This window comes from Streptomyces endophyticus (assembly GCF_035798155.1).
Classification (GTDB): Bacteria; Actinomycetota; Actinomycetes; order Streptomycetales; family Streptomycetaceae; genus Streptomyces; species Streptomyces endophyticus.
Map to the genome: position 1 here is coordinate 1 of NZ_JAOZYC010000031.1, position 10,128 is coordinate 10,128.

At 71.1% G+C, this 10,128-nt stretch carries 11 protein-coding genes, 1 pseudogene and 1 riboswitch; of the genes and pseudogenes, 3 read left to right on the forward strand and 9 right to left on the reverse strand.

Features of this window, described 5'->3' with window-relative positions:
* Positions 1–61 precede the first annotated feature (61 nt).
* The 9 genes from OKJ99_RS05970 to OKJ99_RS06010 form a co-directional block, all read right to left on the reverse strand.
* Positions 62–1,141, reverse strand: a complete 1,080-nt coding sequence (locus tag OKJ99_RS05970) for a hemolysin family protein (RefSeq protein ID WP_326014698.1) — start codon at positions 1,139–1,141, stop codon at positions 62–64.
* Positions 1,138–2,481 (reverse strand): hemolysin family protein, encoded by a 1,344-nt coding sequence (locus OKJ99_RS05975; protein ID WP_326014699.1) that lies wholly within the window; start codon positions 2,479–2,481, stop codon positions 1,138–1,140. Before OKJ99_RS05975 ends, OKJ99_RS05970 begins: the two co-directional genes overlap by 4 nt.
* A gap of 277 nt (positions 2,482–2,758) precedes the next feature.
* Positions 2,759–3,217 carry a PH domain-containing protein gene (locus OKJ99_RS05980; protein ID WP_326014701.1) on the reverse strand — a complete coding sequence of 153 codons (459 nt, stop codon included), beginning with the start codon at positions 3,215–3,217 and terminating at the stop codon, positions 2,759–2,761.
* Positions 3,218–3,230: 13 nt separating this feature from the next.
* Positions 3,231–4,088, reverse strand: coding sequence for an ATP phosphoribosyltransferase (hisG, locus tag OKJ99_RS05985; RefSeq protein WP_326014702.1), 858 nt, complete (start codon positions 4,086–4,088; stop codon positions 3,231–3,233).
* A 72-nt stretch (positions 4,089–4,160) separates the two neighbouring features.
* Positions 4,161–4,433 (reverse strand): phosphoribosyl-ATP diphosphatase, encoded by a 273-nt coding sequence (locus OKJ99_RS05990; protein ID WP_326014703.1) that lies wholly within the window; start codon positions 4,431–4,433, stop codon positions 4,161–4,163.
* Between the two features lie 34 nt (positions 4,434–4,467).
* A complete protein-coding gene (gene ribH, locus OKJ99_RS05995) occupies positions 4,468–4,953 on the reverse strand; it encodes a 6,7-dimethyl-8-ribityllumazine synthase (RefSeq protein WP_326014704.1) in 486 nt (161 codons plus the stop codon).
* Between the two features lie 39 nt (positions 4,954–4,992).
* Entirely contained in the window at positions 4,993–6,273 is a 1,281-nt protein-coding gene (locus OKJ99_RS06000; protein ID WP_326014705.1) for a bifunctional 3,4-dihydroxy-2-butanone-4-phosphate synthase/GTP cyclohydrolase II, read from the reverse strand.
* Entirely contained in the window at positions 6,270–6,920 is a 651-nt protein-coding gene (locus OKJ99_RS06005) for a nicotinamide mononucleotide transporter family protein (RefSeq protein WP_326014706.1), read from the reverse strand. Before OKJ99_RS06005 ends, OKJ99_RS06000 begins: the two co-directional genes overlap by 4 nt.
* Positions 6,917–7,519 carry a riboflavin synthase gene (locus OKJ99_RS06010; protein ID WP_326014707.1) on the reverse strand — a complete coding sequence of 201 codons (603 nt, stop codon included), beginning with the start codon at positions 7,517–7,519 and terminating at the stop codon, positions 6,917–6,919. The genes OKJ99_RS06005 and OKJ99_RS06010 overlap by 4 nt, the downstream gene beginning before the upstream one ends.
* Positions 7,520–7,677: 158 nt before the next feature.
* Positions 7,678–7,810, reverse strand: a riboswitch (FMN riboswitch).
* A gap of 133 nt (positions 7,811–7,943) precedes the next feature.
* Between OKJ99_RS06010 and OKJ99_RS06015 the strand changes: the two genes are divergently transcribed.
* The 3 genes and pseudogenes from OKJ99_RS06015 to OKJ99_RS06025 form a co-directional block, all read left to right on the forward strand.
* Entirely contained in the window at positions 7,944–8,858 is a 915-nt protein-coding gene (locus OKJ99_RS06015; protein WP_326014708.1) for an RNA polymerase sigma-70 factor, read from the forward strand.
* Between the two features lie 90 nt (positions 8,859–8,948).
* Positions 8,949–9,677, forward strand: a complete 729-nt coding sequence (locus OKJ99_RS06020; RefSeq protein ID WP_326014709.1) for an SDR family oxidoreductase — start codon at positions 8,949–8,951, stop codon at positions 9,675–9,677.
* A gap of 105 nt (positions 9,678–9,782) precedes the next feature.
* A pseudogene (locus OKJ99_RS06025) lies at positions 9,783–10,128 on the forward strand (hypothetical protein); the annotation flags it as partial.

Genomic DNA, 10,128 nt, shown 5'->3' on the forward strand with positions numbered 1-10,128 from the left:
CCCCCCGCCCGGAACGGCTGGGGCTCTGCCCCCTACCCCGCTGCTCAATCGCCGCAGGGGCTCAAGTGGCCAGTGCCTCCTCGCGTTTGCGGGCCTCCGGTACTCGCGGGCTCTCCCGGTGGGCGGGGTCATTGACCTCGCCGACCAGGAGTTCCAGTACGTCCTCCAGGGCGACCAGGCCGAGCACGCGGCCGGAGGCGTCCGCGACCTGGGCCAGGTGGGTGGCCGCGCGGCGCATCACCGTGAGGGCGTCGTCCAGCGGGAGTTCCGACCTCAGCGTGGCCATCGGGCGCCAGAGCTGCTGCGGGACCGCGCGGTCCATTTCGGGGCCGTCGATCAGGTCGAGGACGTCCTTGATGTGGAGGTAGCCCATGAAACCGCCGTCTTCGGAGCAGAGCGGGAAGCGCGAGTAGCCCGTGCGGCCCGTGAGACCGATGATCTCGGCGGGGGTGACCGCGGGGCCGACCGTCACCAGGGAGGCGCGGTCGATCAGGACGTCCGTGACCGGGTGGGAGCCCAGTTCCAGCGCGTCCTCCAGGCGCTCCTGTTCCTCGGGGGCGAGGAGACCCGCCTGGCCCGAGTCCTCCACGAGACGGTTGAGCTGCTCGCTCGTGAAGACCGCCTCCACCTCGTCCTTCGGCTCGACCCCGAAGAGCCTGAGGATCAGCCGGGCGCAGGCGCCGAGGGCGATGGTGACCGGCTTGCAGAGGCGGGCGAAGGCGACGAGGCCCGGACTGAACCACAGCGCCGTCTTCTCCGGCGCCGCCATCGCCAGGTTCTTCGGCACCATCTCGCCGATGACGAGGTGGAAGAAGACCACGGCCGCGAGCGCGATCACGTACCCGAGAGGGTGGATCATGCCGTGCGGGACGTGGGCCGCCTCGAAGACGGGCTCCAGGAGGTGGGCGACGGTCGGTTCGGCCACCGCGCCCAGGGTCAGCGAGCAGACGGTGATGCCGAACTGGGCCGCCGCCATCATCTGCGGCAGGTGCTCCAGGCCGTACAGGACCTGCTTGGCGCGCTTGCCGGGAATGGGTTCGATCTGGCTGCGGCGGACCGACACGAGAGCGAACTCCGCGCCGACGAAGAAGCCGTTGGCGAGGACCAGCAGGGCCGCGAAGAGGAGTTGCAGGGCACTCATCGGGCCGCCTCCAGGACGGGCAGCGCGGTGTCCGCCGCCTGGACGATACGGACGCGCTCGGCCCGGTAGTGGTCGACGGTGCGCACCGACAGGCGCCAGCCGGGAAGTTCGGCCTTGTCGCCGGGGGCCGGGATGCGGCCCAGGAGATCGGCGACGAGTCCCGCCACCGTCTCGTAAGGACCCTCGGGGACGTCGAGGCCTATGCGGCGCAGGATGTCGACGCGGCAGCCGCCGTCGGCTTCCCAGGCGGGGCGGCCGTCCTCGGGCGGGGCGACCGCCAGTTCGGGGCGTTCGTTGAGCACGTCGTCGTGCTCGTCGCGGACCTCGCCGACGAGCTCCTCCACGATGTCCTCCAGGGTGACGACCCCGGCCGTGCCGCCGTACTCGTCGACGACGACGGCGATCGGCTGTTCGCTGCGCAGCCGGCCCAGCAGGGGCTGGACGGGGAGGGTCTCCGGGACGAGCAGCGGGGGTTGCGCGATGCGGCCGACCGGCGTGCGCAGCCTTTCGTGCGCGGGCATCGCGAGGGCGTCCTTGAGGTGGACCATGCCGATGATCTCGTCGATCCGCTCCCGGTAGACCGGGAAGCGGGAAAGACCCGTGGCGCGGGTCAGGTTGACCACGTCCTCGGCGGTCGCGGACGCCTGCAACGCGCTGACCTTCACGCGCGGTGTCATGACGTGCTGCGCGGTCAGCCCGGCGAGCGACAGGGTGCGGACGAACAGGTCGGCCGTGTCCTGTTCCAGGGTGCCCGCCTGCGCGGAGTGCCTGGCCAGGGAGACCAGTTCGCCCGGGGTGCGGGCGGAGGCGAGTTCGTCGGCGGGCTCGACGCCGAGCGCACGCACGATCCGGTTCGCCACCGCGTTGAGCAGGGCGATGACCGGCCGGAACAGGCGCGAGAAGGCGTGCTGCGGGCCGGCCACGAACCGGGCGACCTGGAGTGGCTTCGACACCGCCCAGTTCTTCGGCACGAGTTCGCCGATCACCATCTGCACGGCGGACGCGAGCAGCATGCCGACGACGACGGAGATGCCGCCGACGGCGCCCTCGGGCAGGCCGACGGCGGTGAAGGGGCCGCGCAGCAGCTCGGCGAGGGCCGGTTCGGCGAGCATGCCGACGACCAGGGAGGTGATGGTGATGCCGAGCTGAGTGCCGGAGAGCTGGAAGGACAGCTGCTTGAGGGCGTTGACGACGGTGCGGGCGCGCTTGTCGCCCGCGGCCGCGGCCTTCTCGGCGTCGGGGCGCTCCACGGTGACGAGGCCGAATTCGGCCGCCACGAAGAAGCCGTTGGCGAGGATCAGGAGGAAAGCGGCCGCAAGGAGCAGCAACGGGATGGTCATGCCGCCGCCTCCGGGGACGTCAGCGCGCGGAGCGCGCTATGTCGGGAGGGGGCGGCGCAGGTACTACCGGACGATCCGTCCATCGCTGGAGGGAGTCACTCCTCGGTTAGCAGGAGCCCTTGGCTCCGCCGGGTGGCGGGGCTGGGGCGGGGCGGCGCGTTTGGCGCGCCCCGACACCAGATTAATCAAGCCGGGGGCCGAAGTGGCAGGGGCTACGCCCGCTGGAGTCGTCGGCATCGGGGTTGACGTCTCGGGGCTCCGCCCCGGGCCCCGCTGCTCAATCGCCGCAGGGGCTTGGATGGTGGGCCGCTTCCGTCAACGCGCGGAGTGCCTTCGCGTCGCGGATCGCGGACTGTTTGGCCATGCCGGGCTGGATGCCCATGGCGGCCATGCTGGTGCCGTCGGTGAGGTCGAGGAAGACCCAGGGGTCACCGGGGCGCAGGTTGACCTTGACGATCTCCGCCCAGGACAGGCGGCGGCTGCGCGCCACGTTGACCACCGTGATGCCCTCGGTGTCGGCGACGATCCTGGGCCGGGCGAGCAGCCAGAGCACGGCCCAGAACAGGGCCCCGGTGAAGACGAAGCTGGACTTCTCCGCCGGGCTCAGGCCGCCGAGCAGCAGCGCGACGACCGTGATCGCCACGAAGGACGCGGCGCCGAGCGTGTGCAGGACGGCGCGGGTGCGGCCCGGCCGGAAGGTGACGGGCAGGCTGGGCTGGTCGGACAGGTCGGACATGGTGTGGAAGTCCTCAGAGGCGGCAGGCGTGGATGGCCGTGGTGAGGATGGCCCGCGCGCCGAGGGCGTACAGGTCGTCCATGATGCGCTGCGCGCCCTTCGACGGGACCATGGCGCGCACCGCGACCCAGCCCTCGTTGTGCAGCGGCGAGATGGTCGGCGACTCCAGGCCGGGAGTGAGGGCGACGGCCTTCTCCAGGTGCTCGGCGCGGCAGTCGTAGTCCATCATCACGTACGTCCGGGCGACGAGGACGCCCTGCAGGCGGCGCAGGAACTGCTCCACCTTCGGGTCAGCGGCCTCGTCCGCGGAGGCGCCCTTGTGGCGGATCACGCAGGCCTCGGACCGCATGATGGGCTCGCCGAAGACCTCAAGGCCGGCGTTGCGCAGCGATGTACCGGTCTCGACGACGTCCGCGATGGCCTCGGCGACGCCGAGCTCGATGGCCGTCTCGACGGCGCCGTCGAGGTGCACGACGTTGGCGTCGATGCCGCGCTCGGCGAGGTACTTGCCGACGATGCCCTCGTACGACGTGGCGATGGTCTTGCCCGCGAGGTCCGCGAGGTCCTTGACCGCGCCGGGGCGGGAGGCGAAGCGGAACGTCGAGCGGGCGAAGCCGAGCGGCAGGATCGTCTCGGCCTCGGCGCCGGAGTCGATCAGCAGGTCCTCGCCGGTGATGCCGATGTCGAGCTTGCCCGAGGACACGTAGATCGCGATGTCCTTGGGGCGCAGGTAGAAGAACTCGACCTCGTTGTCCGGGTCGACCGTGACGAGTTCCTTGGACTCCTTGCGCTGCCGGTATCCGGCCTCATGCAGCATGTCCGACGCAGGCCCTGAGAGTGAACCCTTGTTGGGGACGGCGATGCGCAGCATGAGGTCGGATTCCTTTGCGTAAGGGGTGAGTTGTGGATGGGGTGGATACGCGGACCTGGCGCCTCGGCGGGCTTAGAGGTGCGCGTACACGTCGTCGAGTGAGATGCCGCGGGCGACCATCATCACCTGCACGTGGTAGAGCAGCTGCGAGATCTCCTCGGCAGCGGCGTCCTTGCCCTCGTGCTCGGCGGCCATCCAGACTTCGGCGGCCTCCTCGACGACCTTCTTGCCGATGGCATGGACCCCCTTGCCGACCAGCTCAGCGGTGCGGGAAGTGGCGGGGTCGCCGGTGGCTGCCTTGTGCTGGAGCTCGGTGAAGAGCTCCTCGAACGTCTTATTGGACATGGTGGCGTCTACTTTACGCGTCCCGGCCCCGCGCTCAGCGCCAGGGCTCGGCGATGGTGCGGAGCGTGGCCGCGGTGGCGACGGCCGCGGTGACGGCCTCGTGCCCCTTGTCCTCGCTGGAGCCCTCGATGCCGGCCCTGTCGAGCGCCTGCTCCTCGGTGTCGCAGGTCAGGACGCCGAAGCCGATGGGGACGCCGGTGTCGACGGTGACCTGCGTGAGGCCGTTCGTCACGCCCTGGCAGACGTACTCGAAGTGCGGGGTGCCGCCGCGGATGACGACGCCGAGCGCGACGATCGCGTCGTAGCCGCGGTCCGCGAGGACCTTGGCGACGACCGGGAGCTCGAAGCTGCCGGGGACGCGGAGCACGGTGGGCTCGCTGATGCCCAGCTCGTTCAGGGCGCGCAGGGCGCCGTTCACGAGTCCGTCCATGACCTGCTCGTGCCACTGGGCCGCGATGACGGCCACGCGCAGGTCGCCGCAGTTCTTCACGCTCAGTTCGGGTGCACCCTTGCCGCTCACGCGCTTCTCCTCGTACGTACGTAGATCAACAGTCGGTTACTACTGGTTGTTGCAGGCGGACGTCCGCGGGGCGTCCAGCCAGGGCAGGTCGTGGCCCATGCGGTCCCGCTTGGTGCGCAGGTAGCGCAGATTGTGCTCGCCCGCCGTGACGGGCATCGGCTCCCGCTCGGTGACCTTGAGGCCGTGCCGGGTGAGGGCCTCGGTCTTGTCGGGGTTGTTGGTCATCAGGCGCAGGCTGCGCACGCCGAGGTCGCCGAGGATCTGGGCGCCGGCCGCGTAGTCGCGGGCGTCGGCGGGCAGGCCGAGTTCCAGGTTGGCGTCGAGGGTGTCGCGGCCCTGCTCCTGGAGCTCGTACGCGCGCAGCTTGGAGACGAGGCCGATGCCTCGGCCCTCGTGTCCGCGCAGGTAGACGACGACGCCGCGGCCCTCCTCGACGATGCGGCGCATGGATTCCTCCAGCTGCGGGCCGCAGTCGCAGCGCAGCGAGTGGAAGATGTCGCCGGTGAGGCATTCGGAGTGGATGCGGACCAGGACCTCCTCGCCGTCGCCGAGCTCGCCGTGGACGAGGGCGACGTGCTCGACGCCGTCGACCGTGGAGCGGTAGCCGTAGGCCGTGAACTCGCCGAAGGCGGTGGGGAGTTGGACGGTCGCCTCGCGCTTGACCGTGGGCTCGGAGGTGCGGCGGTAGTCGATCAGGTCCTTGATGGAGATGATCGTCAGGCCGTGCCTGCGGGCGAAGGGGACCAGCTCGGGCAGGCGCAGCATCACGCCGTCCTCGCCCGCGATCTCCACGATGGCACCGGCCGGGCGCAGGCCCGCGAGCCGGGCGAGGTCGACGGCGGCCTCGGTGTGGCCGTCGCGGACCAGGACGCCGCCCTCCTTGGCGCGCAGCGGGAAGATGTGGCCGGGGCGGACGAAGTCGCCGGGCTCACTCCCGCCCGAGGCGAGGAGGCGGAGCGTGGCCGCGCGGTCGGCCGCCGAGATGCCGGTGGTCACGCCGTGCGCGCCGGAGGCGTCGACGGAGACGGTGAACGCGGTCTGCATCGACTCGGTGTTGTTGCCGACCATCTGCGGCAGTTCGAGCCGGTCGAGCTCGGCGCCCTCCATGGGGGCGCAGATCAGGCCGCGGCACTCGCTCATCATGAAGGCGACGATCTCGGGCGTGATCTTCTCGGCGGCGACGACGAGGTCGCCCTCGTTCTCGCGGTCCTCGTCGTCGACGACCACGACGGGGCGTCCTGCGGCGATGTCGCGGACGGCCATCTCGACCGGGTCGAGGCTCAGGTCCTCGACCTCGTAGAGGTTGGGTGCCGTGCTCATGCGCGCGCTCCTTCCAGCGAGGTGGTGGCGGGGGCGGCGGCGCGGGAGCGCTGCCACCAGTCGCGCATGCCCCACAGGACGAGCGCGCCGTAGATGACGTAGACGAAGCCGGAGAAGGCGAAGCCGTTCGCGAAGTTCAGGGGGACGCCGACGAGGTCGACGAGCAGCCAGGCGAACCAGAACTCGACCATGCCGCGGGCCTGGGCGTACATGGCGACGACGGTGCCGACGAAGATGTACGCGTCAGGCCACGGGTCCCAGGACAGCGCCGGGAACGCGGTGAACAGGCCGCCCACGGCGAGCGTGCCGACGGCGGCGGCGCCCACCAGGTAGCCGCGCTCGCGCCAGCTGGCGAAGCGGACCGCGATGGAGCCGTCCTGCGCCTGGCCCTTGCCGCGGTTCCACTGCCACCAGCCGTACAGGGCGACGAGGATGACGACGAGCTGCTTGCCCGCGCTGCCCGAGAGGTGGGCGGTGGCGAAGGCGGTGAGCAGGATCGCGCCGGATATCAGCTGGGCGGGCCAGGTCCATATGGAGCGGCGCCAGCCGAGCGCGAGGGCGATCAGACCGATCGTGTTGCCGATCATGTCGGACCAGAGGATGTGCTGGCCGAAGATCGTGAACGCCTCGGTGTTGAGCCAGTTCACCGCGCACCGCCCTGGGCTCCGAGCATCCGCTCCACGTACTTCGCGATGATGTCGACCTCAAGGTTGACCGGGTCGCCCGGCTGCTTCACGCCGAGCGTGGTCAGGGCGAGGGTGGTCGGGATGAGGCTGATGGTGAAGTAGTCCTCGGCGGCCTCGACGACCGTCAGGCTCACGCCGTCGACGGTGATCGAGCCCTTCTCGACGACGTACTTCGACAGCTCGGCCGGCAGCGAGATCTTGACGATCTCCCAGTGCTCGGAGGGGGTGCGCCCGACGATCGTGCCCGTCCCGTCGACGTGGCCCTGCACGACGTGCCCGCCGAAGCGGCCGTCGGCCACCATGGGCCGTTCGAGGTTGACGCGGGAACCCGTGGCGAGCGCGCCGAGGCTGGAGCGCTTGAGGGTCTCGGCCATGACGTCGGCGGTGAACTCGTCGTTCCCGTGCTCGACGACGGTGAGGCAGACGCCGTTGACGGCGATGGAGTCGCCGTGTTTCGCGCCTTCGGTGACGACGGGACCACGGACGCGGAAGCGACACGCGTCGTCAAGCATCTCGACGGCGGTGATCTCGCCCAGCTCTTCGACGATTCCGGTGAACACTTCCCCGGTCCTCCCTTTACGGGCCTGGACTCCGGGGCACTGTCGTACGACGACGACAGAACGTACGGACTGCGACACCAAGGGCGACGCCGCGGTCGACACCGGTCCCCTTGGAGACCGCTGAAACAGCCGGCGACGCGCACTTACGTGCCCGCCCGCCGCGCACTGCCTCCCATCCGGACTTTAACCGTCGGTCCAGGAATTTCACCTGGTCAACCGGTCACAAGGTGCGTGACCGGGTCGCGGACTGTAACCGCCGGTTCGGACTTTCACCGACCCCGGAGTGCGCTGCTTCTGGTACACCGCCAGTCTGCCACGTCTCCTCGACCTGCACGCATGCGAACGCTGTGGGCTGACTCACAGGTCACGGCGCTGGTTTTCGCCCGTTCGCGGGAATACGCCGCCGTTCTGGCAGTCTGAGGGCGTGACCAGCACGCAATCCGCCGAACGCGCGGCCCGCGCCGCCGAGTTCGAGAGCCACAGGCCCCGGATGTTCGGGCTCGCCTACCGGATGCTCGGCTCCGCCGAGGAGGCCAAGGACGCGGTGCAGGACGCGTATCTGCGGTTCGGCGCCACCGAGCCGGGGGCCGTCGAGCACGTCGGCGCCTGGCTCGCCAAGGTCGTCACGAACCTCTGCCTGAACCGCCTCTCTTCGGCCCGCGTCCAGCGGGAGCAGTACGCGGGCCCTTGGCTGCCCGAACCGGTCCTCACCTCGGACGGCACGCTCGGCCCGCTCGAGTCGGCCGAGCAGCTCGACTCGGTGTCGTGCGCGCTGCTCGTGCTCCTGGAGCGGCTCACGCCGACGGAGCGGGCGGTGTACGTGCTGCGGGAGGCCTTCGCGTACGGGTATCGGGAGATCGCCGGGGTGCTCGACCTCGGCGAGGCCAACTGCCGTCAGCTGTACCGGCGTTCCGTGGCGCGTCTGGAGGAGGAGCGGGCGCGCTTCGAGCCGTCGGAGCGGGTGCGGCGCGAGCTGGTCGAGGCGTTCGTGGGGGCGGCCCGCGAGGGCGATCTGGCGGCCCTGGAGAAGATCCTCGCCACGGATGTGCAGTGGTGGGGCGACGGCGGCGGCAAGGTCACCGCGGCCCGCAAGGCCGTCGCGGGCCGCGAGAAGGTGCTGCGGTTCCTGGAGGGCATCGCCGAGCGGTATCTGGTGGGCGTGGAGCTGCTCGTCGCCGAGATCAACGGGGAGCCGGGGATCGTCGCGCGGCAGCCGGACGGGAGCCTGTTCGCGGTGGTCTGCTTCGAGGTGCGGGAAGGGCGCGTTTCGGTCGGGCGCACGATCCTGAACCCGGACAAGCTGGGATTCGTGACCCGTCAGCTCGGTATGGCCGCGTAGGGCTGTCACAAAAGCGCGGCGCCGCCGGTTCTCAGCTGACGACGGGGGTTCCGCAGGGGGACGCCCGGGTTCGAAGGAGCTGAGACGGCGATGACCACGACCCTGGTGACCGGCGGAACCGGAACGCTCGGCCGGCTCGTCACCGAGCGGCTGGCCGGGGCCGGGCACGAGGTGCGGGTGCTGAGCAGGCACAGCGAGCCGTACGCCGTGGACCTGCGGGAGGGCGGGCCCGCGCTCGACCGGGCCGTGACCGGTGTGGACGTGATCGTGCACTGCGCGACGACGCAGACCGGCGGCGACCAGAAGGCGGCGGCCCGGCTGATCGAGGCGGCGCGGCGGGCGGAGGTCCCGCACCTCGTCTACATCTCGATCGTCGGCGTGGACGAGGTCCCGTTCCCCTACTACAAGGCGAAGCACGCGGTGGAGCGCCTCGTCGAGGAGTCGGGGCTCGGGTGGACGGTGCTGCGGGCGACGCAGTTCCACGACCTGGTGGCGACGGTCGTGCGGGCGGCGGCGAAGCTTCCGGTGGTGCTGTTGCCCTCCGGGGTCAGCGACCAGCCCATCGAGGTGGCCGAAGTGGCGGAGCGGTTGGCCGAGTTGGCGGTGGCGCCGCCGGCGGGGCGGGTCGAGGACATGGGCGGGCCCGAGGTCCTCGCGTTCACCGATCTTGCGCGTACGTATCTCAAGGCGACGGGGAAGCGGCGTCCGGTGGTGTCGGTGCCGCTGGCGGGGAAGGCGTACCGGGCGTTCCGGGCGGGCGGGCATCTGGCGCCGGAGCGGGCGGTCGGCAAGCGCACCTTCGCGGAGTACCTGGCCTGAGCCGCCCGCTCCTCCCGGCGCCCGCACCCCCAGTCGAGTGGATCGTCGGGCCGCGGGCGCCGTGCCTGCCCGCCGAGCGCCCGTGGCCCCGGCAGCCTCACCGGTATGACAATCGGACGCCATGTCTCGCGAGCCGTCGTCCTCGCCACCACTGCCGCACTCACCGGAGCGACCGCGTCCGCGGCGCTGGCGGCGGGGAGCGAGACGGTGGCGTTCAGCGGCGCGGAACACACGGTCACCGTGCCGGAGAACACCTGCTCGGTCACCATCGACGCGTTCGGCGCCGCGGGCGGCGACGCGCTCTACGGGGGCGCGGGCGGCAAGGGCGCCGAGGTCCGCGCGACCGTCGACGTCTCGGCCGGGCAGGTGCTGACCGTGAACGTCGGCGGCGCCGGCACCGGCGGAACCTCCGAGGCCCCGGCCGCCCGCGGCGGCTACAACAGATCGGAAG

Bases quoted from the DNA above. Each gene is read 5' to 3' on its own strand.
- OKJ99_RS05990 (WP_326014703.1), bottom strand. From the start codon at position 4,433: ATGTCCAATAAGACGTTCGAGGAGCTCTTCACCGAGCTCCAGCACAAG.
- OKJ99_RS05980 (WP_326014701.1), bottom strand. From the start codon at position 3,217: ATGTCCGACCTGTCCGACCAGCCCAGCCTGCCCGTCACCTTCCGGCCG.
- OKJ99_RS05975 (WP_326014699.1), bottom strand. From the start codon at position 2,481: ATGACCATCCCGTTGCTGCTCCTTGCGGCCGCTTTCCTCCTGATCCTC.
- OKJ99_RS05970 (WP_326014698.1), bottom strand. From the start codon at position 1,141: ATGAGTGCCCTGCAACTCCTCTTCGCGGCCCTGCTGGTCCTCGCCAAC.
- OKJ99_RS06000 (WP_326014705.1), bottom strand. From the start codon at position 6,273: ATGAGCACGGCACCCAACCTCTACGAGGTCGAGGACCTGAGCCTCGAC.
- hisG (WP_326014702.1), bottom strand. From the start codon at position 4,088: ATGCTGCGCATCGCCGTCCCCAACAAGGGTTCACTCTCAGGGCCTGCG.
- OKJ99_RS06020 (WP_326014709.1), top strand. From the start codon at position 8,949: ATGACCACGACCCTGGTGACCGGCGGAACCGGAACGCTCGGCCGGCTC.